Below are 25,541 nucleotides of genomic sequence, written 5' to 3'. Positions count from 1 at the left end.
TCCTCTCACTCGGCCGCGACGGCGGTGGCGTAGTGGATGGTGCCGTCGTCGGAGACGCTGGCGTCGGGCGGGACGAGCTTGCCCATCTTCCATTGCTGTTCGAGAACGCCGGGGCCGAAGGGCTGCGAGCCGCCGAGCGCCGCGGCGAGGATCTGGAATTGCGCGCCTTCCTCGAGCAGCACGATGTTGTTCACGAGGTCGCGCAGGCCTTTCCAGCTCCACACCGTCGCGCCGCCATTGGCCTCGACGATGCCGGGGACTTCGCGGTCCGCCTCGATTGAATCGAGGATGAAATCGACCTCGGGCTGGCGGCGGTTGATGTAGACCGGCAGCTCGCTGCTGAAGCGGAAGCGGCGATTGGGGACGTAGAGTAGAGGCAGCTTGGCATGCGCCTGCGAATAGGCGCCGAGATGCGGGGTGTGGACGTGACTGATCGCCTGGACGCCTGCATGCGTGCGGAACAATTTGGCGTAGCGCGCGGCGCCGCCGGGGTTGTTGTGCCAATAGCTCTTGCCTTCGAAATCGATCACTGCGGTCTGCGGCTGGTCGGGATCGTCGGCCCAGAGTCCCAGATAGTTGAAGGTGATGATCTTGTCTTCGCCGGGGATGCGCACGGCGATGAACAAGGTGCCGCTCGCCGAGATGGTGCGCGTCTCGCGCAGCAGGCGGAAGGCTCGGCGTGCGTCCTGCTCCTGTTCGGCGATGAAGGCGATGGTTTCGGGCGAAAGACCGGATTGTTCGGACATGATGGCGTCTCCTCTCAGGCGGCTTCGGAAATGGCGGGTTGCGCGGCGAGCGCGCGCGCGGCTTCGAGCGGTCGCGGGTCGACCCAGTCGGCCAGCGCGAAATCGGCGTCGAGGAAGCCGTGGGTGAACAGGAACTTCTTCTGCTGCTCGAACAGCGTCAGCCGCTCGGCGTCGAGCGTCGGGTGCAGGCCTTCGTGGAGATGGCGATAGGCCTGATCGACTGCTTCCGGGCTGCCTTCGGTCTCGAATTCAAGGATCTCGCGCAGCTTGCCGGGCTCGGCCTTGACCCAGTCGGCGGCGCGCAGCGTCACTGCGAGGAAGCGGACCAGCACGTCGAAATGCTCGTCGAGCAGAAGCTGGTGGACGGTGATCGGGCGCGGCGTGCCGTTGTTCACGCGGAAGCGGCGATCGGGCAGCGCGTCGAGATCGACTGCGACGGTGAGCCCGACTTCGCGCGCGCCGTCTAGCGCCGAGGCGCCCTTGACGTAGATCGCGTCGACATGGCCGGAGACCAGAGCCTCGATCGGCCAGAGCCGGTTGAGCCCGGTACGGCGCGGCGCGAGATCGCGGCCGCTGCCGCCGATGTTGCGCAGACGATCGGGCACCTCGATCAGATCGACGTCGTCGAGGGTGAGCCCCGCCGACGCGAGCGCGCCCTTATAGCCGGCGAGCGACATGCCGCGCGCGATACTGGTGCCGCGGACATGGCTGGGAATGTCGTTGTGCGACCAGCCGGGAAGCGCGAGACGGCGGCCCTTGAGATCGGCGGCGCTCTGGATGCCGGTGTGCGGCCGGGTGAGGATCAGCTGGCTCTCCTCGATCCAGGTGAGCCCGACGAGCCTGGTCGGCTCGCCCTGCGCGCGGGCGGCGATCGAGAGCATGTTGCCGCCCTCGCGGATCAGCGTCGGCAGGCGGTGATCATAATGGTGTTGCCCGAGTTCGGAGCCCGACTCCTGCAGCGTGCGCAGCGTGATGCCGTCGGCAGCGAATTCGTCGGTCAGCCAGCCGAGCCTGAAGGCGATACCGGTCGCGGTCGGGACGGGACAGCGGGTGAACCACAATTCGTCCAGCGTTGTCGCCATTGCCTTGCTCCCGTGCAGCTGATGCTGCGAAACAAGGAGCAAAGAGCGTGCCAAGGCTGCGCTTGGAGGGGGACCGCACCTATCGCGCTCCGGAGCGGCGCGGCGTTGCGTGATATTGATCAGCCGTCGTGCTGCGTTTTCACCGCTGCGTCAGATCAGCCCGAAATTTTTGAGGTGCGTGCGCACGACATTGCGCGTGACGCCGAGCGCGGCGGCGGTCTTGATCTGGTTGGAGGCGCAGCGCTGGAAGGTCTCGGTGACGACGGTGCTGACCAGCCGGTCGAGCAATGCGTCATGCTCGCCCTTGAGCAAGATATCGACCAGCGGACGGACGATATCTTCGAGCTCGGCCAAGGCCGGGTCGATTGCCGCCAAGGGTGCGACGGGTTCGCCATAGACGATCCCCGACAGCCCGAGGTCAGGGATCTGGATCACGCCGTCCTGGCAGACGAGAGTCGCGCGGTAGATGGCGTTCTCAAGCTCGCGGATATTGCCCGGCCAGTCGTGGCGGTAGAGCGCCTCCTCGGCGGCGGGACCGAGATCGAGCCGGCGCGGCTGGATCTTGTCGCCATAGACCTGAAGGAAGTGTCGCGCGAGCGGCAGGATGTCGGCGCGGCGCTCGCGCAGCGGCAGCAGCGGCAGCGTCACCACTTGCAGGCGATAATAGAGATCGGGGCGGAAACTGCCATTCGCCACCGAACGGTGCAGATCCATATTGGTCGCGGCGATCACGCGGACATCGAGCGGGATCGGCGTGCGCGAGCCGAGCCGGACCACTTCGCGCTCCTGCAGCACGCGTAGCAATTTTACCTGCAGCGAGAGCGGCATCTCGCCGATTTCGTCGAGGAACAGGGTGCCGCCATTGGCCGCCTCGAACCAGCCGGGACGGGCGAGATGCGCGCCGGTATAGGCGCCCTTCTCATAGCCGAAGAGCTCGCCTTCGATCAGCGATTCGGAAAAGGCGCCGCAATTGACGGCGACGAAGGGGCCATTCGCGCGGTCGCTGAGCGAATGGACATAGCGCGCGACCAGCTCCTTGCCGGTGCCGGTCTCGCCGATGACGAGGATGTTGGCTTCGCTCGGCGCGGTCTTCTCGATGAGCGGGATCAGCGCGCGCGATTGCGGATCGGAGAAGACGAAGGCGCGGGCCCGGGGGCCCACCGAATGGTGCTTCTCCGAATCGAACGCGAGAACCGGGCGCCCTCCCGGCTGCTTGCGCTCCGACAGGCCGATTTCCAGGTTTTCGACCATTTCCTCGTGCGGGACTGCGACCATAGATCCCTCCAGATCCTTGTCGCACAAGGTACCAGCAAATACCCTACTGGATAAGTAGGAAATACGTGGCCGGCCCTAGCTGAGCTTTATACGGGCTCCAGCGAACCGGCATCGGCCGCGGCCCGACGCCGCAACGCGGCCTCGAGCGGGCGCGGGTCGATCCAGCGATCGACATCGACTGCCTCTTCGAGAAAACCGTGGTACCAGAGGAAGTTGGCTTGACTGCGCAGCATCTCGACGCGGTCGCCGGAAAGATCGGGATGCAGCGAGCGGTGGAAATCATTGCGATAAGCGGCGCCTACCGCAGCGATCCCGGCGAGCGTCTCCTGCGCCAATATGTGCTGCAGCCGGGGCAGATTGGTCGAGGCCCAGTCGGCGGCACGCAGCGTCTGTTCGAGGAAGCCCACCACCAGATCGAAATGCTGCTCGATCATATGCTCGTGAACGGTGATCGGGCGCGGCGTGCCGTTGTTCACACGCGCGAGGCGGCTCGGATAGGCATCGAGGTCGACTCCAACCGTCAGGCCGAGCCGCGCTGCGGTTTCGGCGGCGGCGGCGCCTTTTACATAGACGGCGTCGACCCGGCCGTCCGCCAGCCATTCGAGCCCGAGCCACAAGCGGCGCATGCCGGCCGAGGTCGGCTGCTCGACCGGGGGTGCGGGAAGATCGACCATCCGGACATCGTCGAGATCAAGCCCGCCGAGCGTGAGCGCACCCTTGATCCCGTGCAGCGCCATGCCGCGCGCGATGCTCTCGCCGCGGGTGCGGGCGAAACCGGGGAGGGCGAAGCGCAAGCCCTTGAGGTCCGCCGGCTCCATGATCCTGGTGTCGGGGCGGACCATGATTGCTTGTCGCTCGTCGATCCAGGTGAGGCCGATCACCCGGGTGGGGGCGCCGTCGGCGCACGCGGCTAGCGCCTGGATGTTGCCGCCTTCACGGAACAGGTATCGCGCCTGTCGTTCGGGATCGGCGGAGACGAGATTCAGTCCAGCTTCGCGGACGCGTCTGACGGCGATGCCGTCGCGGCCGAACGCCTCGGTCATCCAGCCGAGCGACCACGCTACGCCCGAGGCCGCGGGTACCGGGCAGCGGGTTATCCAGATGCACTCTGGCCCGGGAGCAGCATTGCCTGCCGACATTCGCTTCCGTCTCCCGATATCCGGCGGTGCTCGGTGCGGGCTCAGCAAACCGCATGCCAACCTGTCCGGCAAGCCGTGCGGACGACGATCTCGCGCAAACCGCTGCATTTCGCGCAACCGCGCGGCCGGGACTGCTCCGAATTGCGCAATCGGCCGGCTCGAAACCAGCCGCCGACGTCCGCCTCCCTCCTGCGCGCCGATTGGCACGTGAAGTGCATCGATCGCCCGCAAAGGAGAAGCGCAGCGTGGCGATCCAGAAACCCAAATCGATCAAGGCCTGGGCCATCGGCGCGGTGGTGCTGATCGTCGCGGTGGCGTTGGCGGCGTTCCAGTTTCGCGGCGATGGCGATAGCGGCGGTAAACCGAAGACGGTCACGATCGCGGGGATCGCCTACCCGTTCGAGGGCAAGCAAATATATAACGGCCTGACTGCTGTAGTCATCCGCGACGGCTGGTTAAAAGCCGAGCTCGCAAAGCGCGGCGTCGCGCTGGCGCTGACCCCGGTGCCGACCGCGGTGGGCGGACCGCTGATCAACGAGGGCTTCTCCGGCAAAAGGATCGACTTCGCCGCTTATGGCGATTTCCCGGCGATCATCGCGATTTCGGGCGGTGTCCCGCTCAAGCTCGTCGCGCCGATGGGGCAGGGGCTGCATTCCTATCTGGTCGTGCGCAACGGCCTTGCCGCCAGCAATATCGCCGATCTCAAGGGCAAGCGCATCGCGCTCCACCGCGGCCGGCCGTGGGAACTGCCCTTCTCCAAGCTGATCGACGCCAACGGGCTCAAGCAAAGCGACTTCAAGATCGTCAACATCAACCCCGCGGCGACGCCGGCTGCGCTCGCCTCAGACAATGTGGACGCCGCCTTCCTGCTCTCCGACGGGCTGCTGCTCGAGCAAAAGGGGGCCGGGCGGGTGATCTGGTCGACCAAGCAGGCGCCGGCGGACTGGCGGATGCGTGCCGAATTGTTCGGCCGCGGCGATTTCGTCGACGAGAATCCTGAGCTGACCCAATTGGTGGTCAACGCCTATATCCGCGCCGCCGCCTGGTCGGCGCAGGAGGCGAACCGCGACCGCGTCATCAAGGATGCGGCGCGCGGCGCGATGCCCGTCGAGATCATCGCGCGCGACTATGCCAATGACGGCATCCCGTGGCGCGAGCGCTTCTCGCCGACCTTCACCACCGAATTGGTCGACCATTACCGGTCGGTCGCGGATTATGCCTTTGCGCGCGGACTGGTGCGCAACAAGGTCGATGTCGACAAGCTCATCGACCGACGCTTCGTGGCGCCGGCGCTGCGCGACGCCAGGCTCGAAAGCTTCTGGAGTCCCACGGCACCCGCGCCGGCCCAGGCGCAGGCCGTGGCGCCCAAGGCCTCCTGATGGCGAGCGCAGCGCTCCCCGCGCTTGTCGCGCCGGTGCCGCGGCGGCAATCGCCGCTCGCCTCTTTCCTTGCACCGATCTTGCTGCTGGCGCTGTGGCAGCTTCTCTGCCTGAGCGGCCTGTTTCCGCCGCAGGTGCTTGTTCCGCCGAGCGAAGTCGCGCGCACGCTCTGGCAACTGGCGGAAACCGGCGAGCTGCAGCGCCATGTTGGCGAGAGCATGACGCGGCTCGTGCTGGGCTTCGCGATCGGGGCGCTGGCCGGGCTCGCTTTCGGCGCGGCGATCGCCTTGTCGCGGCTCGCCGAGGCGGCGTTCGGGCCGTTCTTCTTCGCGGTGTGGCAAGTGCCGGTGATCGCTTTCGTGCCGATGCTGGTGATTTTCTTCGGCATCGACGAGCAATTCAAGGTGGCGATCGTCATCCTCGCCGCGTTCTTCCCGGTGGCGCTCGCCGCGTTCGACGGGATTCGCGGCGTTCCCAAGGCGTGGTTCGAAGTCGCGCGGGTCTATCGCACCCGGCTTCCCGACCTGATCCGGCGAATCCTCGTCCCGGCGACCTTGCCCGCGGTGGTTACCGGGCTGCGCGTCGCGCTGACCCGCGCATGGGTGGTGCTGATCGCCGCCGAGTTGCTCGCGGCGGACAGCGGCATCGGCCAGATGATGGAGATGGGGCGCCAGATGTTTCGCATCGACGTGGTGCTCGCCGGTGTGTTGGTGAGCGGCCTGATCGGCTTCCTGCTCGATCGGGGCGCCAAGGCGATCGAGCGCCGCGCGTCGCGCTGGAGGGCGGCATGACCGCGCTGCTTTCGCGGGGTTGGGCGCGCGCCGGCATCGGGCTGATCGCGCCCGGGCTGTTTCTTTTGTGGTGGCAAGTGCAGGCGCAGTCGGGTGGGGCGCATGCGCTGGCCTTTGCGCCGCTCCAGTCGGTCGGCGCGGCGTTTGTCGAGCTGGCGGTGCACGGGAGCCTGTTCTCCGACATGGCCTCTACCTTGTCGCGCAGCCTGAGCGGTCTGGCGATCGGCGGGACGCTGGGGATCGCGCTCGGCGTGGCGATGGCGATCTGGCGGCCGCTCGATCGCTTGCTCCATCCCTTGCTGCAGGCGATTCGTCAGGTGCCGCTGATGGGCTGGCTACCGCTGCTCGGGCTATGGGTCGGCACGGGGCAGGGAACCGAGTTGATCGTGGTCAGCCTGTCCGCCTTCTTCCCGACTTTGCTCAATAGCTTCGAAGGCGTCGCCGGGGTCGAGGGGCGCTTTGTCGAGGTGGGGCAGATCTATGGCTTCACCCCACTTCAGCGCTTCCGGCTGATCCTGCTGCCGGCGGCGATGCCGCTGATTCTCACCGGGCTGACTCAAGGGCTCGCTTTCGCGTGGATCGCGTCGATCGCCAGCGAGATCCTGCTCGGCGTCGGCGGCGGGCTGGGGGTGACGATGCAGCTCGCCCAGATGCAGCAGCGGATCGACATCATCCTTGTCGCGATCCTCGTCACCGCCGCGCTCGGCTTCACCATCAATCGCCTGTTCCTGCGTCTCCGCCAGCATCTGCTGCGCTGGCAGGCGCCCCTGCGCTGAGAAGGAGAATCCCATGATCCACGAAGTGCTCGCGAGACCGGCGCCGACCGGCGGCCCGGCGGCAAGCGGGGCGCTGGCCGTCCGCGACCTGCACAAGAGCTTCACCATCGGCGGCGCGGCCCGCACCGTGCTTGAGAATATCAACCTCGACATCCGCCCGGGCGAGTTCGTCAGCATCGTCGGCGCTTCGGGCTGCGGCAAGTCGACCCTGCTGCGGCTGATAGTCGGGCTCGACGATGATTATCGCGGCGAGATCCGCCTCGACGGCGAGCGGATTTCGACCACCAGCCTCGATCGCGGCATCGTCTTCCAGGACCATCGCCTGTTTCCGTGGATGACGCTCGAGCAGAATATCGAGCTCGCGTTGCTCAACACCGAGGTGCCCAAGGCGCGCCGCGGCCAGATCGTCGCCGAGCATATCGCATTGGTGAATCTGACCGGCTTCGAGAAAGCCTATCCGCACCAGCTTTCGGGCGGGATGGCACAGCGCGCGGCGATCGCCCGGGCGCTGGTCACCGAGCCCAAGCTCCTGCTGCTCGACGAGCCGCTCGGCGCGCTTGACGCACTCACCCGGGTCCGTGTGCAGAACGAGCTTCAGCGCATCTGGATGACCCAGCGCTCGACTATGCTGATGGTTACGCACGACGTCGAGGAGGCGCTGTATCTTGGCGACCGGGTGGTGGTGATGGCTCCCGATCCGGGCCGCATCCGGCGCATCGTCGAGGTCGACCTGCCGCACCCGCGGGACCGCGCCGCGCCTTTGCTCCACCGACTCAAGGACGAAATCTTGGCAGAACTTACCGCCGCACCGGGTGGGCCGTCGAACCTCGTACATCTTCCCGGGCGGGAGGCGCGCTGATGGCCCGCACCCCCGATCACCCCGTCGAACCTTTGTTCGTCGATCGCTGGTCGCCGCGCAGCTTCACCGGCGAGCCGGTGCCCGATGCCGTGCTGGCGAGCGCGTTCGAGGCGGCGCGATGGGCGCCGTCGGCCTCGAACGTCCAGCCTTGGCGCTTCCTGATCGCGCGGCATGGCGATGCGCATTGGGACATTTTCGTGTCGCTGCTCGCGCCGCGCAACGCGCTCTGGGCGTCGCGCGCGTCGGCACTGATCGTCGTCCTGTCCGAGCTCAAGCTCGAACGGCGCGGCGCGATCGTCGACAATGACTCGCACAGCTTCGACGCAGGCGCGGCATGGACCAATTTCGCGCACCAGGCGCTGCTGCTCGGCTGGCACACCCACGGCATCGGCGGCTTCAATCGCGATGCGGCACGCGAGAAGCTGGCGGTGCCCGGGGACTTCGCGATCGAGACGATCGTGGCGCTCGGGCGGCAAGGCGCGCTCGATACGCTTCACGCCGATTTCCACGCGGGCGAGAGCCCCAGCACCCGGCGGCCGATCGCCGAAACGGTGTTCGCGGGCCGGCTCGGCCAGCCAGCCTTTGCAAGCGAGAGGGATGCGGCATGACGATTCAAAGCTATTGGCAACTCGATGTCGCCGAAGATGCGGCGCGATCGGAACCCGGAGCCCGGCAATCCGAGCTGTTCCGCGATGTCCGTACGCCCGCGTTCAACCGCTACGATTATTACGCGCAGGTCGCCCAGGCGGCGGCGCAGACTGCGTTCGACGGCCTGTTTCTGCCGCACCGCCCGCAATCCGACGACAGCGGAATCGTCGCGGCGGCGATCGCACGCTCGGCGGCGCGGCTTGCCTTGATCCCCGAATTCCCCGCATCGGCGGGCTCGGCGGTCTATGCCGCCAAGCAGGCAGTGAGCTTCCAGCGCCAGACGCACGAGCGGCTCGGCTGGGCAATCGCGAGCGCGGCCGGCAGCGCCGCACGCGCCCGCGACGGGGATCACGTTCCAGAAGAGCAGTTGCACGCCCGGACCGAGGAATTTCTGGCCGTCGCGCGCGGCGTCCACGCCGGACAGCCGTTCGACTTCGCCGGCCAACATTTCGAAGTGAAGGGGGGCGGGTTCCAGGCGCCGCTCAACCGCGTCGCCTTTCCCAAGGTATTCCTGCAGGGCGAGAGCGAGGAAGCGCTCAGCCTCTCGGCGCGTGCCGCCGACGTCCACCTGTTCGCGGCGGCTCCCGCTTCGGACCTTCGCGGCCTCATCGAGACGCTGGACGCGCTCGCGGTGCGCGCCGGTCGTTCGGTGGCGTTCGGCGTGATCCAGCCGGTGCTGGCGCGCGACAATGCCGCGGACGCGCAACGGTATGCCGAGAGCGCGGGACTTCCCGGCGCGGCGATCACCGGCACCTACGCCGAGGTCGCGCAGCGGCTGGCGGATCTTGCCGTGCTGGGCCTGCGCCATTTCGTCCTGGCCGCGCCGTCCTCGCTCGAGGAGGCGTATCGCATCGGCCAACATGTCCTCCCCCGCTTCCGCGCGCTCACCGAGCGCGTGGCGGCCGCTGCTTGAGGTGTTCGCATGACCATCGATTTCTACTGGCGCCTGCCCAGCCATGGCTGCCACGGCAGCCTGCGCGATACCGCCTATGACCGTGGCGACTGGTCGCCGACAGGCACGCGCAATATCGCGCCCGGGCTCGACCGTAACGGCGCGGACGATGGCTTCCGCTATGTCGACCATCTCGGCGCGATTGCGAAGGCCGCCGAGAGCGTCGGCTTCATCGGCGGGCTGATCCCGTCCTTTCCCAACACCGACGATCCGTGGGTGATCTCGCCGCTTCTCGCACGCGAGACCAAGGCCTTCCGCTTTATGATCGCGTTCCAGCCGGGGTTCCTCAATCCGGTGCACGCCGCGCGGATGTCGGCGAGCCTCCAGCGCGCGACCGGCGGGCGCACGGTGTTCAACATCATCACCGGCGGTGGCGGGCCCTCGCAGCTCTGGTGGGGCGACAGCTTCAGCCATGACGACCGTTATGGCCGCACCACCGAGTTCCTCGATGTGTTCAAGGGCGTGTGGGGCGGGGAGGGCTTCTCCTATGACGGGCGCTTCTATCAGGTGCGCGACGGCGGCCTCTCGCCATTGCTGGCGCGCGAGGAGATACCCGAGATCTGGTTCTCGGGCTCGTCCGACGCGGCGCTACAATCCGCCGCGAAGCACGCCGATTATTATCTCTCGTGGCTCGAGCCGTTCGACCAGCTCACCGACAAGTTCGCGCGGGTCAAGGAGCGCACCGCCGCGCTGGGCGGCGAGCAGAAATGCGCGGTGCGCGTCGATCTGGTGGCGCGCCCGACCGAGGAGGAAGCCTGGGCCGAGGTCCGCGCCGGCTTCGAGAGCCTGAGCCCCGAGCGGCGGCGGCAGGCGCGCGGGGGGCCGACCGACTCCGTCGGTGCGGCGCGCCAACAGGCGCTCAAGCCCAGCGAGGCGACGCGCTATGACGAGTTGATCGTCGCGCCCAATCTGTGGGGCGGGTTCAGCCTGCTGCGCGGCGGGCCGGCGCTCGGCATCGTCGGCAGCTACGAGCAATGCGCGGCGCGGCTCGAGGAACTGATCACACGCGGGACCGACGCTTTCATCCTCGCGGGCACGCCGCATCTCGAGGAGGCGTACCGCGTCGGCGAGGAGGTCCTGCCGCTGCTCGGCCGCAGGGAAAGCGGGGTGCTGCAAGCCGCGGAGTGAAGTCGCCAGACAATGAAAAGGGCGCCGTGGCATATCACCGGCGCCCTTTTTTGCACCCGGGAAGCTCAGAAGCGGACGATGAACGAGACCCCATACGTGCGCGGATCGGCCCAGGCGACAGTGTCGCCGGTAATCGTCTGCGCCGCGTTCGCCGCGGGCAGCGCGTGGTTGAGATACTCGGTGTCGAGCAGATTGTTGACGAACGCCGTGAGCGTGTAGCGCTCGTTCGCCGCGGTGTAGCTGATCCGCGCATTAGCGATGGTGTAGCCGCCCTGCGTCAGGAAATAGCGATTCACTACCTCCTGTGGCGTGATGTAGTAGAATTGCCGCGAGGTGTAGCGTGCGTCCGCCGACAGATCGACGCTGCCGCTCTGGCCGAGCGGGATGGTGTAGGTCGCGCTGCCGTTGAGCGTCAGTTTCGGCGCGCGGACGAAACGGGCGCCGGACAGGTCCGCGCCGCCGTTCACCACCTGCAGCTCGTCATATTTGGTGTCGAGGATGCCGACCGCGCCGGTGAGCCGCAGCCCTTCGACCGGCGCTGCCTCCAGCTCGATTTCGGCGCCGTTGACGTGCGCCCTGGCGGCATTTTGCAGGTACGACACGGTTGCGCCCCCCACCGCGCCCGGATTGGGGCCGACCACGTTGATCTGCACGTTGCGATAATCATAGTGGAACAGCGTGGCGTTGAAAGTCAGCCGCCGATCGAACCATTGCGACTTGTAGCCGAGCTCGAAGGCGTCGAGTTCTTCCGGCTCGACCGTGGCGAGTGCGACCGGCAAGGTCGCCGCGGTGTTGAACCCGCCTGATTTCACGCCGTGCGAATACTTGAAATAGAGCAGATTGTCGGGCGCGACGGTCCAGGACGGTGTCACGTCGTAGGTGAAGGCGTCCCAAGTCTTCCTGAGATCGCCGGCGAAGGTGCCGGCGCCGCCGAACGTCCCGGTATAGCTGTCCCACCAATGCGCATAATTGCTCCACGAGGTTGCCGCGCCCGGCGAGGCGCTGCGATCGAAGTCGAGCGTCTTGGTCTCGCGGGTCCAGCGCGCGCCGACGGTGAGCTTCGCCGCATCGGTGAAGTCGAAGGTCGCGCTGCCGAACGCGGCGCCGCTCTCGGCCCGGTGGTCGTAGCTGGTCAGGCTGTAGGCCGCGGGTGCGGTGCTGCCCGGCCGGGCGGGAACCGAGCCCGCGGGCAGGGTGGCGGACCAGGCGTTCGAGACGATCTTCTCGTTGAAATAATAGGCGCCGAGGATCCAGTTCAGCCGATCCGCCTGCGGCGAGGCAAGCCGAAGCTCCTGCGTCCATTGCTGGCTGCGCGCCTGCGTGTAGCTGCGCGAGATTTCGAGCGGGGTATAGTCGCCGTCGCCGGCGCCGCGGGTCTTGAAACGCTCATAGCCGGTGATCGAGGTCAGCGTGAGCGCGCCGACGTCCCAGTCGAGGTGGAGCGAGCCGCCAAACTGCGACGCGCGGCTGAACTCGCCCGCATTGGTGTTTATCTCGTCCTTGTCGGTCGAGGGCACATAGCCGTTCCGAAACACGCCGCTGGGAGCGTAGCTGGCGGTCGTCCAATAGGTGCCGTCGGTTTCATAGTCGCGATAATGGAGGCTGAGCAGCGCCTCGAACCCGGGTGCGGGCGCGAGCAGCACTTGCCCGCGCACCACATTGTCGCGAACCGCGTTCGATTTTTCGCCGGTGAACAGGTTGGTGAAACGGCCTTCGCGATCGTCGATGCGCGCCGAGATGCGCGTCGCCAGCACGCCCGGCACGATCGCCACGCCAAGGCCGGTTTCGGCGATCTTGTTGTCGAAGCTGCCATATTCGAGCTTCACGTAATTTTGGTCTGCGCCGTCGGTCAGCGAGGGGCGCTTCGACATGACGTTGATCGCGCCGCCGGTGGTGTTCTTGCCCCAGAGCGTGCCCTGCGGGCCGCGGAGCACTTCGACCCGCTCGATGTCGAACAGCGGCAGGCCGGTGGCGCTCGCGTTGCTGATATAGACGTCGTCGAGATAGAAGCCGACCGGATTGGCGAGGTCGAGCTGCTGCTGGCCGGCGCCGACGCCGCGGATCCACCAGCGCGGGCGGCCATGCTGCTGGGTGCCCGCCGACGCATTGGGCACCAGATTGAGCACTTCGTTCGCCGAACGGCCGACTCCGCCCTCGGCGAACATCTCCCGACTCAGCGCGGTGACGGCGGTCGGCACTTCCTGAAGGCGCTGCTCGCGGCGCTGAGCGGTGACGACGATGTCGTTCGTGCCGGCCCCGGCGGGATCGTCCTCGGGATCGGGCGCCGTGACCTCGTCGGTCTTGGTCTCAGTTTCGGCCTCGGGTTCATCGCGGGACGCGGCTAAGGTTGGCATTGCCCCGGCCAGCGTCAGCGCCAGCGCGCTCGTATGCGCGGCGAGGGACAGGACAGAGCGATTGGGCAAGTTGGGCAAGATATATCCCCCGATGGTTCGGCGTGATCGCGCCGCGGTCGAGGGGATGTGAGCAAGGGATGTGCCACAAGGGTTAAGCGTTTAAATCAAATCTATATCGATTTGATGCGCCTTGATATCGACGGATTGGGTGGTGGTAACCCAACACCAGCCAGCGCGTGCTGCTGCGTCTGCAACACTCGCGAACGGCAGCTATCGGAGTTCAAATGCGAAACCTGCCGGTCTGCAAATGATGCTGTGGACGGCTTTCCAACCTCCCGCGCTAACGTGGGGAGTTGGAAGGAGAGGACGATGGAAGAGATTACGACGATTGGTCTGGATATCGCAAAGTCGGTCTTTCAGGTGCACGGCATTGATGCGTTGGGGAAGGTGGTGGTGCAGCGGCGGCTGACATGAGGGCGGCGGTTGGCCTTTTTGCCAAGCTGCCAGGTGGTCGGATCGATGGCGGTCATACGCTGCGCCCGGCGCAATGGTACCAAACGGCCCTGGCTGGTTCAGCTGATGGCGCGGCGGTCGGTCAAGGTAGCGGCCGTCGCGCTCGCGAACAAACCGCCAGGATGGTGTGGGCACTGATGATCAGCGGCGAGCGATACAGAGAACCTGCGGTGGCAACCGCGTAGGATCAGGCGTAGCGAGCGCCGACGATGTTGGGAAGGGCGGACAGGAGCTGACGCACAAAGCCGGTTGATACCGCCGGGGCAGGAAAACCCATTTGGGCCGTGCACCTCGAGTGCGAGCTAACGATCGGGACCTGAACCGCGCGAATGGCATTATGGCCAGCGGCGCATGACAAGGCCGCATTACAGGTCGAATACATGGCCGCACAACCAGCGCAATGCGGATGCTCAGAAAACCTCTTGCCAACGGAGAGCCGTCCACACACGGCCCACAAACTGCACGGCCGCTAGTGGGTGAGTTGCCTGTCGGCCATGCGCCCCACTTTCGGCGTTCGGCGGACTTGGAGACGTTCCCAAACCTGCACGTCAATATGCTGCGGTGAATCGTCTGCGACTGTGGCGATGCTCTTCGAGCTCGTCGACCATGGCGATGGCGTAGTCCGCAAAGCTGATCTTGCTATCGCCGGTTTCATCGACGACCAGCTGATCACCGCCGAGCCGAAACGTGCCGGTGCGCGGGCCTTCGAAGATGAACGCGGCTGGCGAGAAAAACGTCCAATCCATCTGGCTCTCATGTCGCAGTGCCTCAAGGAAGGTGATGCCATCTGCCGCGATTTCCCGCCACTCTGCCGGGAAATCGGGCGTGTCGAACAGACGCTTGCCGGGGGCAACCTCAAGGCTCGCCGCCCCACCCGTCACCAGGAGGCGACCGACTCCGGCGTCCTTTAGTGCGCACAGCAAGGTTTCGGCAGGAACGTCGAAGTGGAGCGCGCTGATGACCGCATCGCTGCCTCGGATCAGCCCCGACAGCGCCCTGGCGTCAGATGCATCACCGGCAACCGGCTGAATGGATTCTCCTTTTGGAATCGCGTCGGGTTGCCGGGCGATAGCGCGCACTTGATGTCCTCGCGCGGCAAGCTCCTTCGTAATTTCCGAACCCGCGCGACCGCTCGCGCCTAAAACCGCGACGTGCATGAGAGGCTTCCTTTTCAGTTTCTACTGTATACCAAGTCGGGTATGGAGACCGACTATGCAAGACGGCACTTTTTCCTCCCTTGGTCACCTTCAGGAAACCCGCAGGGGCAATGCCTATGCGCGGGATTGTCCCACCCGACAGCTGCTGGATCTGATCGGCGACAAATGGAGCGTCCTGATCCTCCTGTTGCTAGGCGAGGAGGAGGTGCGCTTCAGCCGGCTGAAGCAGCGGATCGACGGCATATCGCAGAAGATGTTGAGCCAGACGCTCAAATCATTGGAACGTGACGGACTGGTCACCCGTCATGCGGTGGCGACGGTGCCGGTGACAGTCAGCTATCGCATCACACCGCTCGGTCGAGAACTTCTCGGCGCCTTGCAGATGATGATCGACTGGGCTGAGACGCGTATGCCGTATGTTGCGGATGCGCAGCGGGAATTCGATCGGCGCCTTTCAATCGCCGACCATCGCGAGGCCTTGTAGATGCCGGAATTGGATTACACCGGCTCGCCACCCTGGATTCGCGCCGCCGCATGATGCGGTATGACGGGCTGCGATGTTGACTAGGGTCAGGACCGTTCGCATCGGCGGCAGCATAGAGCCTGGTCAGGCCTAACCCGTCGAGCGCTGAAAAGATGTTGAGCGTGATCTGGCGCATCGGAATCGAGCAATCGAAGCCCAGCAGGCCTGCTTCTTCGAGAGGCATGATAAACGAGGTGCCCTCGCGTTCCCGGAACATGGCAAGAGCGCCCGGCAGACACCTGGCCGCCAGCATGGGGTCGGGAGCCGTGCAGAACACATACTCGCCGCCGACCAGTTCGGGTTTCATGCCGGCGATCATCGCCGAGGTTTCGCGTACCACCATCGTTCGTTCCTTTCAGCCCTGCGGAGCCAGCTTCATGACGATGAGGCCACTGATGATGAGTTTGAAGCCGACATGCGCATCGCGCCGACGTGCTCGGCGTATGGCGAGAGAAGTGAGAACTTACCTCTTGACCGTATTACATTCATGTATCACCAATACAGCTGGCAGGCGAGCGGGGGCCGCCGACGGCGCGACATTTTCTCCGGAGGCTCTATGGGGTTACCGATCTTTGCTCTTTCGGTCGGCACGCTCCTCGGAACGGCGGCGGCTGCGCAAACTCAGGCCGTCCCTTTCGCGTCTTCGCGCCCGCAAGAGGCGGCGATCACCGCCGCTCCGCTTCCCTATCGCGAGGAAGCCGTGACGTTCGACGCTTCGCCCGGCGTTCGCCTCTCCACTCCCGTTTCCGGCCCGTCATTCCGCGACAGCCTGGCCCGGCGCGACGCGTCGTCCCCGATCGTCCGAGCGCGCGTGGCGTGATCCACGCCGCATAAGGTGAGGTTCGCCCGTCTAAGCAAGCCACCAAGGGATATCGGAACATGAATCGATCATATCGCCCTACGCGACGGGAGTTCTCCATCCTGTTGTCAGGAAGCTTGGCAGTTCCGGCGGCGGCAGCCGTTTCCAAACCCCGCCGCTCGGAAGCCGCGCGATTGCGCAGGTACGCTGAGGCGACCCACCCGCGCGGCTGGATAGCCGCCGCAGACCCGGTTTGGCGAGCAGGGTGGGATCGCCTCGCCGCTGAGGCTGACACCATGAACTCCGAGGCCTATCTCATGGGCCTCATGGCGCGGTTGGCTTGGTTCCATGACGGCCACACGACGATGTACGTGGATGGGCGTGTGGGACCAGCGGGAATGATCAAGGCGCCCGGCTTCGACCTCACCCTTCCGATTGCCACCAACCCCTTCTTCGACGGACTCTACGTCACCGCGGCCAAGGGAGAAGGCGCGCCTCTGCTTGGTGCACGGATCACGCGTGTGGATGGAGTCGCCATTGAAAAGGTCCTGAGATCCTTCGCGGCCATGTGGCCCGGCAACAACGCCACCCGGGCCCACCATGACGCGGATTTGATCCTGAGACCTGCGGTCCTGCGCGGCGCGCGATTGGCGCCGCCCGCCGGCGTCTCGGCGCCGGTCACGATCGAGGCTGAGGTAGGCGGCTCGCTCGTCAAGGCCGTGCTGATCCCGCGCGCGGACGGGCGCGAGGGGCTAGTCCCGCTTCCCCGAAAGCCGTTCCCGGTCGAAACGTGGCGGCCGGGGCTCGCGCCCAACTTCGCCCACGCAGAAGGCCGCACATTGGTCATTGCGTTCGACCGCCTGTTCGCCAGCAAGGACTCGATCCTGGCCTTCGTGCGAGAAGCGTTTGCGGCTATGGAGGCCCCCGCGATCGAACGGGTCGTACTCGACCTGCGCCGCAACGACGGCGGCGACAACCGCATGGGCGAGGGCCTGAGGAAACATCTCGAACGGTCCCGCTTCAACCGCCCCGGCGGGCTCTATGTGCTGATCGGACCTCACACCTTTTCGGCTGCCCAGAACCTGACATCGAGGATCGAGCGGGAGACCTGGGCTGTGTTCATGGGCGAACCCTCCGGGGGCGCCCCCAATCACGAGGGCGATGCCAGGCCGTTTCAGGGCGACGGGTTCAGCGCATACGTGTCGACCCTGCCATGGTTCGACTCCCACCCCTATGACAAGCGGATCTGGACCATGCCCGACATATTGGTCCCGCTCCGGTTCGCCGATTGGACGGCGGGCAGGGATCGGGCGATGGAAGCAGCTTTCTCCCATGCCAACGATCAACCGCTCGACGACCTTAGCGATCAGCACACTAACTATTCCGAGCGGCCGAGCCAGAAGATGGAGTGGAAGCCGTTCTGGATGTTATAGGGGCGCAGTCAGCCGGCCCCAACCACCCAATAGCGTATAGCGCCACCTTTGGCTGAACGAACATCCGACTTCGGGAACTCGCGCGCCGCTCGGGAATGGCCGACATTGGGCGCATAGCAGTCGCGAGCTGTGCCGCTCCGGTTTCCGTCTAATGACTCCGCATTTTCTAGGCCGGTTCTCGTGAGGCCGCGTGGGGGTACTGAGGCGCCGGCGTAGCCTCCGCCTGTCGAACGTCCATGGTGGGGTCACCTCGCATTCGGCTGTGGCAAGATTAGCCGCGGGTAGCAAAAGAAAGCATCTTGCAGAATTGGCGTTTGTGCGATTTGATGCATGGGCGCAACAAGACGATTCGCTACGGGTCCAGAGCAGATCGCGGTCGTTTCTGAGTTTTGTGCCGGCGAAAGCCGAAAAGGGGGTATATGCGTTGTCTTCTGTTGGCTTCGACCTGTGCCGCACTTGCGGCTGCATCTTCGGCAGCTGCCTCCGAAACCTTCACCTACACCTACGACGCCAAAGGTCGGCTCATCAAGGTCGAGCGCTCGGGCACTGTGAATAATGGTGTAAAGGCTGAGTACACGCACGACAGGGCTGACAACCGCAGGAATGTCAAAGTGACGGGCTCCCCCAATCCCGCGCCCTGATTAGCGCGCGACTCCCGCTGAATTCGTTCGGAGCGGGAGTGATTCATTCTTGAAACTGACCTTGGCCTGCCTTCCGCGAGCGCTTGCGTCTGCGTGCGATGGTAGCTGGGCGAACGTAACTCCAACAGGGTATGGTGAATCTGATGCAAGCTCCACATTGCAAGCAATCGGACAGATCGACAGCAACGCGGTTGCTCTCCGCACTGCGTTGTTCATCGGCAGCACTCGCGATCGCCTTGACCGTGCCTGCATGGGCCCAGAATAACGAGCAGCAGACACCGCCTCCCACCGTCGTGGTGGCGGATGACAATGGCGTCGATCTCACGCGCGGCAGCTTCAGGCTCTCGCGAGTGCTCGCCAGCATCGGACCCCACGGGCCACGCGGGCTGGTCTATTCCCGTGCTTTCAGCGGTACGGGGTGGCGCGACAGCTTCAATATCGCCGCGACCTCCAGCGGCAGCGACATTATGGTGAGCTTCGGTGGAAGCTCGGATCGCTTCACCGTCACCGCTGGCGGCTACGTTCCCGCCGAAGGTCAGGGCTCAAAACTCGAATCCATTGCAGGTCAGCTGCGTTTTACCTCTGCTGACGGAGTCGTAGTAGACTTCGACAATACGCAGGCGGGAGGAATTGGCTTTCAATCCACCCATGGCACGGCGAAGACGATCACCTATCCTGACGGAACGGTGCAGAGCTTCACCTACAAACGCGCCAGCGTGACCGAGTGTATTTCGGACGATTGCGTGCGCAAACGCACCCAGACCCGCAGCCGCCTGCAATCGGTGACGGTGAGCACGGGCTTCCAGGCGCATCTCGATTATGCGCACAATGCATATCCGAATACCTTCGCCGAGCTGCACGAATGGGCGCGCTTCACGCAGGTGACGCTGTTCAATCAGGCGGTGGACTATTGCGCGCCGAACGCCGACACCTGCGCCTATTCGCAGAGCTGGCCCAAGGCGACGCTCGGCAACGCCGGCAGCACGGCGCTGCCCACCGAGACGGACGCGCTCAATCAGACGACGCGCTACACGCTCAATCTTTCGGTGCCGACCCAATACAAGATAACGGCCGTACGGCGCCCCTCGAGCGCAAGCGACAACGTCTCCGTGGCATATGACGCCAATGGCCGCGTCCAGACCTTCAACCGTGACGGCATCAGCTGGACCTACAGCTATGCAGATGTCGGCAATCAGCGCACCACCACTGTCACCGACGCCCTGTCGCAATCGCGGGTGGTGGTCTCCGATCTCGCGCTCCAGCGCGTGATCTCCGATCGCGATCCGCTCGGGCGGACGACACTCTACGGCTATGATACGCTCGGGCGCCTGAAGGAGATCACCAGGCCCGAAGGCAACAAGATCAAATATACCTATGATACCCGCGGCAATGCCACCGAAACCCGCCTGGTCTCCAAGACGTCTGGATCGCCTGCCGACATCGTGACCAGCGCCAATTATGACGCAAGTTGCGCCGCCCCGGCCAAGTGCAACAAGCCTAATTATGTCGTCGATGCGCGCGCTCAGCAGACCGATTATATCTATGATTCCGGCCATGGTGGCGTCCTGACCGTCACTGCTCCCGCTGCGACGGCAGGCGCCATCCGGCCGCAGACGCGGTACAGTTATTCCTCCTCGCCAGCCTATTACAAGGTCAGCGGTCCTTCGATCAGCGCATCCCCGCAATCGCATGTGCTGCTCACGGGCGTCTCGGCCTGTCAGACCGCCGCGAGCTGCGCCGGCGCTTCCGACGAGGTGAAGACGACGGTCGGCTATGGACCGGCGGGCGTGGCCAACAACCTGCTCCCGCGCACCTCGACGAGCGGTTCGGGGGACGGCGCGCTCGCCGCCACACAGAGCCTCTCCTATGATAATGTCGGCAATCTCCATACCGTAGATGGTCCGCTTGCCGGTACCGCCGACAGCTGGCGCTACCGCTATGACCAGAATCGCCAGCTCGTCGGCGTGGTCAGCCCCGACCCCGACGGCGCGGGGGCGCTCAAGCCGCGCGCAACGCGCATCACCTACAATCCCGACGGGCAGGCCACGCTTTCCGAGGCAGGCGTCGTCAACAGCCAGGCCGATGGCGACTGGCCCGGCTTCGTCCAGCTTCAGGCCGGCAGCATCGCCTACGACGGCGCCGGTCGCATGGCGCAGGTCAGCCAGATCGGCGGGGGCACGACGTACGCGCTGACGCAATATAGCTATGACGCGATCGGCCGCGTCGATTGCGTGACGACGCGAATGAATCCCGGGGTTTTTGGCAGCCTTCCCGGCGCTTGCACGGCATCCACGCCGGGCAGCTACGGCCCGGATCGGATTGTCCGGCAGGGGTATAACGCCGCAAGCGAGGTGACCAGCCGCACCGACGCCTATGGCACCGCCGAAGCATCCGTCGACGCCTTTACCTACACGCCGAATGGCTTGTCGCAGGCCGTTCGTGACGGCGAGAACAATCTTACCAGCTACGAATATGACGGCTTCGATCGGCTGTCGATTACGCGATATCCGGTTACCACGGCCGGCGCGGGGGCAAGCTCGGGCAGCGACTACGAGCAGCTCGGCTATGACGCGGCGAGCAACGTCACCAGCCGGCGCCTGCGCGACGGGCAGACGATCACCTATGGCTATGACTTCCTCAATCGGGCGACGAGCAAGACCACGCCCGGGACCGCCTATCTCGATTGGGATCTCGGCTATGGCTATGATCTGCTCGGACGGCTGACCGGCGCAGTCGGCAATGGCTCGACCGTGACATCCTTCGCCTATGACGCGCTTGGGCGTATGGTGACCGAACAGAATTACAACGACACGACCTATCACGCTTACGACGTGGCTGGCCGGCAGACGCGGCTGCGCTGGCACGACGGCTTCTATGTCGATTACGACTACAACGTCACGGGCGAGATGACCGCGATCCGCGAGAACGGCGCGACATCAGGCCCGGGCGTGCTGGCGATCTATCTCTATGACGATCTCGGACGTAGGGCGAGCACCACGCGTGGCAATGGCACAACCACCAATTACACCTACGACCCGGTATCGCGGCTATCGGCCCTGACCCATGATTTTGCTGTCAACAGCTACGATTTCACCCATGGTTTCAATTACAATCCGGCCGGTCAGATCACCTCGCTTACCCATTCGAACGATGTTTATGCCTGGAACGGTCACTATAATGTCGACCGCAACTATGGGGTGAACGGACTCAACCAGACCACAACCGCGGGTGCGACGAGCCTCGGCTATGACGGGCGCGGCAATCTGACCAGCTCGGGCGGCTCTGGCTACGGCTATACCGTGGAGAATCGTATGGCGACAGCGCCGGGCGTGACGATGGCTTATGAACCCCTTGGGGGCCAGTTGCTGCAACTCTATACCGGTGCCGGGGTCGACACGCGCTTCGCCTGGTCGGGCAGCCAGATGATCTCGGAGATCAACGCTGCGAACTGGAGCATCTCGCGGCGCTACGTACCCGGCCCTGGCGTCGATGAACCCGTCGTCTGGTACGAAGGCTCAGGCACCGGCGACCGGCGCTGGCTACACGCCGACGAGCGCGGTTCGGTGGTGGCGGTGAGTGACGGCTCGGGCGACGTGATCGGCGTCAATCGCTACGACGAATACGGCATTCCCGCTTCAACCAATATCGGCCGCTTCCAGTATACCGGGCAGGCTTGGTTGCCGGAACTCGGCATGTATTATTACAAAGCCCGTATCTACTCGCCGACGCTGGGGCGGTTCATGCAGACCGACCCGATCGGCTACGGCGACGGGCTCAACCTGTACAATTATGTCGGTAGTGATCCCGTCAACAACCGTGATCCAAGTGGGTTGTGCGTTGCGCGCTGTGACGAGATTGTGGTGACCGGCCACAGACCTCCTACCAAACTACCGCGCCCTGTCAGCCCCGGTTTTGGCGGGGCCGCCGGTGGGGTTGGCGGGGGCGACCAAGCGAGGATCGAGAAAAAGGCTGCCGCGGCGGCCGAGAAGAATGATGACGATAATGGCGGCGAAGAAATTGTGGTTGTGGGAACGCGGCCTCCGCCGCCGCCGCCACTGCCACCGGCAGTGACCCTTCCAGGTATATCGTCGCAAGATGATGATGGGGAGCACACAAAAAACGCGCGCCCCTCCACTAGAAACAAGCATGAAGAGGCCAATGCCCGGCGGAAGGCCGACAGGGATGTTACTGGAGCTGATCGCAAACATCGCTTTCCCCGGAAGCGGCCCAAGAATTGGCCAGGAGGATCTTGGCCGCCAAAAAAACTAGTGATTGGACCGCTGTTGGTGATGTGCCTGCTCGCCCCAGTGACTTGTGGCTTGATTGATACTAATGGTAATGACGTTCTGGAGATGGATGAAATCCTATGACTATCACAGCGGACGAAAATGTAGCGCCCAAACAAGGCGAATATAGGACGGCGCTGGACCTTAGCCGCTCCGATCCACAGGAACTTTACCAAGCGAGAGAACTCCTAAGAAAAGCTCATAAAAATGGGGATGAACGAGCAACCTACGCACTAGCGAGTTGGTATCTGCATGGTAACGACATAACTGAGAAAAACGAAGAGGCGGGTTTCGCTATGCTTCGTGAAATTGAGAATAGTTTCATTGCGGAAGCAATATTCGATCTTGCCTTCGCCTATGACTGTGGCAAATGCGTAGAAGTTGATGACTTAAAGGCATTCTCGCTTTACATGAGAGCAGCGCTGCTTGGCAGTCAGGGTGCGTGCAGTCAGGTATCACAGTATTATTCCGAGGGCGCCACCATACCGCATGACCCTGCTCTCGCAGAAGCTTGGCAAACGCGGGCGGAGCAGGAAGAGCGAGCTATCTCCCCTCCGTACAGGCTATGGCTCGACGATTGACTATCGGGCTGCAGATTGTCAGGCGATTCATGATCGTCGGCGACGAGACCTCGATGGGTCTCGCTGATGCAGCGATCCACCAGGACCCGACGCGCCTCATATCAGTCTGCCTCGAAGTGGAAGACGTGGAAACTGCGCGGCACGCCGCCGGGCACCTCCGTCTGCATGATGTGCTGGTTACGAGGAGAGGGGACAATGCACATGTCCCGGCGATCGGTCTGCGTTCCGGAAAGATCGATTAGCCAGTCTTTGGGTGGTCCAGCTATGCTCGCCGTGACCCAGCGCGAGGCTCCAACTGATCCAGGGCGTCCGAATTGGCACGGCCCCAGTCGTAGAGCAGCTCGACCGGCTCCACGAAACGTCGCCCCAGCTCGGTCAGGCGGTATTCGACGATCGGCGGCATGGTGCTTTGAACGTGGCGGCTCAGCAGCCCGCTTGCCTCCATGTCCCGGACGGTCTGCGTCAGCATCTTTTTCGAGATGCCGGTCAAGCTGCGCTGGAGCACGCCGGTGCGCGCGACGCCGCCGTGGCGGGCGTGGAGCGTGTGCAGCAGCATGCTGGTCCACTTGGTCGAGAACAGCTCCAGCACGCGGCGCGGCGCGCAATCCTCCCGCCATTCCTCCTCCGGCGTTCCGGCCTCCATGTGGTTACCTCCTGGTGCCTGGGGGCGTGAATGGTGCCGTCTAGAAGTGCCGCGCGCCCGTGCCTAGCTGTGTGATGACAAGGAGGCATTCATGGCACGAACGGCATTGGTGGTGGGCGCGAGTGGGATCGTCGGCAGCGCGATGGCTACCCTTCTGGTGGAGCAGGGCTGGACGGTGCACGGCCTCGCGCGGCGGCCGACGGGGCCGGTGGGCGTGCAGCCCATAGCCGCAGATCTGCAGGACGCGGCCGCGACCGCGGTCGCGCTACGCGATCTGAATCCGGACGCCGTGTTCATCACGACGTGGCTGCGGCAGGATAGCGAAGCGGAGAACATCCGCGTCAATTCGGCGATGGTGCGCAACCTGCTGGACGGCCTTCCCAAGCCGACAACGCCGCGCCACGTGGCGCTGGTCACCGGCCTCAAGCATTATCTCGGGCCGTTCGAGGCATATGGAAAGGGCAGGCTGCCGCAGACGCCGTTCCGGGAGGAGCAGGGCCGCCTCGACATCGAGAACTTCTACTACGCCCAGGAGGACGAGGTGTTCGCCGCTGCCGAGCGCGACGGCTTCACCTGGAGCGTGCACCGCCCGCACACGGTGATCGGGCGCGCCGTCGGCAATGCGATGAACATGGGCACGACGTTGGCCGTGTACGCCACCTTGTGTCGCGAGACGGGGCGACCCTTCACCTTTCCCGGCTCCGCCGCGCAATGGTCGGGGCTGACCGACATGACCGACGCGCGCCAGCTTGCTCGACACATGCTTTGGGCCGTGGAATCGGAAGCCGCGCACGATCAGGCGTTCAATGTCGTCAACGGCGACATCTTTCGCTGGCAGTGGATGTGGAGCCGCATCGCCGAATGGTTCGGCGTGGAGGCGGCTGCGTTCGACGGCACGGTGCGACCGTTGGAACAGCAGATGGCGGAGGACGGCGATTTGTGGCGCGAGATCGCAACGCGCGATGGCCTGGCCGAGCCGGACCTCGGCCGCCTTGCGTCCGCCTGGCACACCGACGCTGATCTTGGCCGGCCGATCGAGGTTGTCACGGACATGTCGAAGAGCCGACGGCTCGGCTTTACCGGATACCAGCCGACCGACGATGCCTTCTTCGCCCTGTTCGAACGGCTGCGGGCTGACCATCTGATTCCGTGAGCCCTGCGATGCCTGAGCCCGACGACCTGCAGCGCCTTCATTGGCGCAACCCAGCGGCTGACGGGCAAGCCGCTGGTGACGTTCAAGAGGACAAGCCAGAAGGCCCGATGGGCAACGGCCAGGCAGTCCGACAGGAAATCTGATGTCAGCAATCCGGGCTTAGCGGCGTTCTCTCGCTGCATGAACGAACGACCGCCTCCTCCGCGGTGAACGTGCTGAACGGCGGACTTTGGGGGGCGTTAGCGGCCATTCGAGAGGGTGGGTGCTGCAACGGCAACTATGACGCACTCGGATCCTGCAAGCTGTCTGACCGCGAACGGCCCACGAGCCGTCACCATGGATTGCTGGCTATCGGCAGCTCGCCCGAACTTCACTCTGGGACGTCCCGAGCGCTGTTGAGCTTGCAACGATGCGAACAAAAATCTCGCGGTGAGTTGTTACCTAGGATGTTACCTAGCACAAAATCCCGCTGCCAGCGCCCGTGCTGCTGGGGAGCTAAGATCTTGAAATTTATGAAAAAAATGGTGGACGCACTTGGGCTCGAACCAAGGACCCGCTGATTAAGAGTCAGCTGCTCTACCAACTGAGCTATGCGTCCATTCCGGGCGTTTCCGGCGCTCTTGGTGAGTGCGCCGCCGCGTTTGGAGGGGCGCGGTTAGCAAAGCTTGCGCGCATTGCAAACC

At 64.6% G+C, this 25,541-nt stretch carries 21 protein-coding genes, 1 tRNA gene and 1 pseudogene; 14 read left to right on the top strand and 9 right to left on the bottom strand.

Going from position 1 to position 25,541, the window contains the following annotated elements:
- Positions 1-5: 5 nt before the first annotated feature.
- The 4 genes from CVN68_RS05810 to CVN68_RS05795 form a co-directional block, all read right to left on the bottom strand.
- Entirely contained in the window at positions 6-746 is a 741-nt protein-coding gene (locus tag CVN68_RS05810) for a class II aldolase/adducin family protein (protein WP_100281359.1), read from the bottom strand.
- Between the two features lie 14 nt (positions 747-760).
- On the bottom strand, positions 761-1,828 hold the full coding sequence (locus tag CVN68_RS05805; protein WP_100281358.1) for an ABC transporter substrate-binding protein: 1,068 nt from the start codon (positions 1,826-1,828) through the stop codon (positions 761-763).
- A 150-nt stretch (positions 1,829-1,978) separates the two neighbouring features.
- Complete coding sequence (locus tag CVN68_RS05800; protein ID WP_233503596.1) at positions 1,979-3,103, bottom strand: sigma-54 interaction domain-containing protein; 1,125 nt, start codon at positions 3,101-3,103, stop codon at positions 1,979-1,981.
- Between the two features lie 86 nt (positions 3,104-3,189).
- Positions 3,190-4,242: an ABC transporter substrate-binding protein gene (locus CVN68_RS05795; RefSeq protein WP_100281357.1), complete on the bottom strand. Its 1,053-nt coding sequence runs from the start codon at positions 4,240-4,242 to the stop codon at positions 3,190-3,192.
- Between the two features lie 245 nt (positions 4,243-4,487).
- Here CVN68_RS05795 and CVN68_RS05790 point away from each other — a divergent pair, with 245 nt between their 5' ends.
- From CVN68_RS05790 to CVN68_RS05760, 7 genes are read left to right on the top strand one after another with little or no spacing between them, the layout of a single operon-like run.
- Entirely contained in the window at positions 4,488-5,621 is a 1,134-nt protein-coding gene (locus CVN68_RS05790; RefSeq protein ID WP_233503595.1) for an ABC transporter substrate-binding protein, read from the top strand.
- Positions 5,621-6,412: an ABC transporter permease gene (locus tag CVN68_RS05785; RefSeq protein WP_100281355.1), complete on the top strand. Its 792-nt coding sequence runs from the start codon at positions 5,621-5,623 to the stop codon at positions 6,410-6,412. Before CVN68_RS05790 ends, CVN68_RS05785 begins: the two co-directional genes overlap by 1 nt.
- Positions 6,409-7,188, top strand: coding sequence for an ABC transporter permease (locus CVN68_RS05780; RefSeq protein WP_233503594.1), 780 nt, complete (start codon positions 6,409-6,411; stop codon positions 7,186-7,188). Before CVN68_RS05785 ends, CVN68_RS05780 begins: the two co-directional genes overlap by 4 nt.
- Before the next feature lie 13 nt (positions 7,189-7,201).
- Entirely contained in the window at positions 7,202-8,047 is an 846-nt protein-coding gene (locus CVN68_RS05775) for an ABC transporter ATP-binding protein (protein WP_100281354.1), read from the top strand.
- The gene (locus tag CVN68_RS05770; RefSeq protein ID WP_100281353.1) at positions 8,047-8,655 is read left to right on the top strand and encodes a nitroreductase family protein; all 609 of its coding nucleotides are present in this window, start codon (positions 8,047-8,049) and stop codon (positions 8,653-8,655) included. The genes CVN68_RS05775 and CVN68_RS05770 overlap by 1 nt, the downstream gene beginning before the upstream one ends.
- Positions 8,652-9,608: an LLM class flavin-dependent oxidoreductase gene (locus CVN68_RS05765; RefSeq protein WP_100281352.1), complete on the top strand. Its 957-nt coding sequence runs from the start codon at positions 8,652-8,654 to the stop codon at positions 9,606-9,608. The genes CVN68_RS05770 and CVN68_RS05765 overlap by 4 nt, the downstream gene beginning before the upstream one ends.
- Positions 9,609-9,617: 9 nt before the next feature.
- Entirely contained in the window at positions 9,618-10,775 is a 1,158-nt protein-coding gene (locus CVN68_RS05760) for an LLM class flavin-dependent oxidoreductase (protein ID WP_100281351.1), read from the top strand.
- Positions 10,776-10,840: 65 nt separating this feature from the next.
- Here CVN68_RS05760 and CVN68_RS05755 read toward each other — a convergent pair whose 3' ends face one another.
- Both CVN68_RS05755 and CVN68_RS05740 read right to left on the bottom strand, forming a co-directional pair.
- Positions 10,841-13,129 (bottom strand): TonB-dependent receptor, encoded by a 2,289-nt coding sequence (locus tag CVN68_RS05755; RefSeq protein ID WP_233503593.1) that lies wholly within the window; start codon positions 13,127-13,129, stop codon positions 10,841-10,843.
- A 1,061-nt stretch (positions 13,130-14,190) separates the two neighbouring features.
- A complete protein-coding gene (locus CVN68_RS05740; protein ID WP_100281349.1) occupies positions 14,191-14,799 on the bottom strand; it encodes an NAD(P)-dependent oxidoreductase in 609 nt (202 codons plus the stop codon).
- A 55-nt stretch (positions 14,800-14,854) separates the two neighbouring features.
- Between CVN68_RS05740 and CVN68_RS05735 the strand changes: the two genes are divergently transcribed.
- Entirely contained in the window at positions 14,855-15,283 is a 429-nt protein-coding gene (locus CVN68_RS05735; RefSeq protein ID WP_100281348.1) for a winged helix-turn-helix transcriptional regulator, read from the top strand.
- Between the two features lie 232 nt (positions 15,284-15,515).
- Here the strand turns inward: CVN68_RS05735 and CVN68_RS24425 are convergent.
- Positions 15,516-15,629, bottom strand: a pseudogene (locus tag CVN68_RS24425) (ACT domain-containing protein); the annotation flags it as partial.
- A gap of 108 nt (positions 15,630-15,737) precedes the next feature.
- Between CVN68_RS24425 and CVN68_RS05725 the strand changes: the two are divergent.
- From CVN68_RS05725 to CVN68_RS05705, 5 genes are all read left to right on the top strand, one after another.
- Positions 15,738-16,142 carry a hypothetical protein gene (locus tag CVN68_RS05725; RefSeq protein ID WP_158298753.1) on the top strand — a complete coding sequence of 135 codons (405 nt, stop codon included), beginning with the start codon at positions 15,738-15,740 and terminating at the stop codon, positions 16,140-16,142.
- Positions 16,143-16,417: 275 nt separating this feature from the next.
- Positions 16,418-17,554: a S41 family peptidase gene (locus CVN68_RS05720; protein WP_100281345.1), complete on the top strand. Its 1,137-nt coding sequence runs from the start codon at positions 16,418-16,420 to the stop codon at positions 17,552-17,554.
- Between the two features lie 883 nt (positions 17,555-18,437).
- Positions 18,438-22,565, top strand: a complete 4,128-nt coding sequence (locus CVN68_RS05710) for an RHS repeat domain-containing protein (protein WP_158298752.1) — start codon at positions 18,438-18,440, stop codon at positions 22,563-22,565.
- Positions 22,562-23,062, top strand: coding sequence for a tetratricopeptide repeat protein (locus CVN68_RS23060; protein WP_158298751.1), 501 nt, complete (start codon positions 22,562-22,564; stop codon positions 23,060-23,062). The genes CVN68_RS05710 and CVN68_RS23060 overlap by 4 nt, the downstream gene beginning before the upstream one ends.
- On the top strand, positions 23,059-23,304 hold the full coding sequence (locus tag CVN68_RS05705; RefSeq protein WP_158298750.1) for a hypothetical protein: 246 nt from the start codon (positions 23,059-23,061) through the stop codon (positions 23,302-23,304). The genes CVN68_RS23060 and CVN68_RS05705 overlap by 4 nt, the downstream gene beginning before the upstream one ends.
- 20 nt (positions 23,305-23,324) lie before the next feature.
- Here CVN68_RS05705 and CVN68_RS05700 read toward each other — a convergent pair whose 3' ends face one another.
- Complete coding sequence (locus CVN68_RS05700; RefSeq protein WP_100281341.1) at positions 23,325-23,705, bottom strand: winged helix-turn-helix transcriptional regulator; 381 nt, start codon at positions 23,703-23,705, stop codon at positions 23,325-23,327.
- Between the two features lie 91 nt (positions 23,706-23,796).
- On the opposite strand from CVN68_RS05700, the gene CVN68_RS05695 reads away from it, so the two are divergent.
- The gene (locus CVN68_RS05695) at positions 23,797-24,858 is read left to right on the top strand and encodes an SDR family oxidoreductase (RefSeq protein WP_100281340.1); all 1,062 of its coding nucleotides are present in this window, start codon (positions 23,797-23,799) and stop codon (positions 24,856-24,858) included.
- 522 nt (positions 24,859-25,380) lie between these two features.
- Here the strand turns inward: CVN68_RS05695 and CVN68_RS05690 are convergent.
- Positions 25,381-25,456, bottom strand: a tRNA-Lys gene (locus CVN68_RS05690).
- Positions 25,457-25,541 lie beyond the last annotated feature (85 nt).

The sequence above is a fragment of the Sphingomonas psychrotolerans genome (genome assembly GCF_002796605.1).
Classification (GTDB): domain Bacteria; phylum Pseudomonadota; class Alphaproteobacteria; order Sphingomonadales; family Sphingomonadaceae; genus Sphingomonas; species Sphingomonas psychrotolerans.
This window is presented reverse-complemented; position numbering and strand designations above follow the sequence as displayed.